This is a genomic window from Parvimonas sp. D2, from assembly GCF_035282635.1.
Classification (GTDB): domain Bacteria; phylum Bacillota; class Clostridia; order Tissierellales; family Peptoniphilaceae; genus Parvimonas.
Genome location: NZ_JAYKBO010000037.1, coordinates 1 through 276, shown reverse-complemented (window position 1 = coordinate 276; position 276 = coordinate 1). Strand labels below are relative to the sequence as shown.

Annotated in this window: 1 protein-coding gene; it reads right to left on the bottom strand. The window is 34.1% G+C overall.

What is annotated here, in order from left to right; translation table 11 throughout:
• Positions 1 to 276, bottom strand: a 276-nt coding sequence (locus VJI77_RS07490; protein ID WP_323988966.1) for a Cna B-type domain-containing protein, incomplete at both ends; no start/stop codon positions are given.

Below are 276 nucleotides of genomic sequence, written 5' to 3'. Positions count from 1 at the left end.
GTATATCCTTCTACCTTTTCTTCTGTAATAGTATAGTTAATTTCTTTTCCGTTTTCATACTTATCAAGATTTTCAAACTTCCATTTCCAGCCTTCTGCTTTTGTAACTTTCTTTGAATCTATTTTAGTTCCATTCTTTAATAGATTGATTGTTATCTCTGTTGGTCTCTTTCCGTCCTGGTTGTCTTTGTCATTCCAGGTCTTTGTCCCTTCTACAGATGTCTTTTCAGGTTCTCTTGTATTTGTTACTGCAAAACCATCTTCTGAAGTTCCTGTA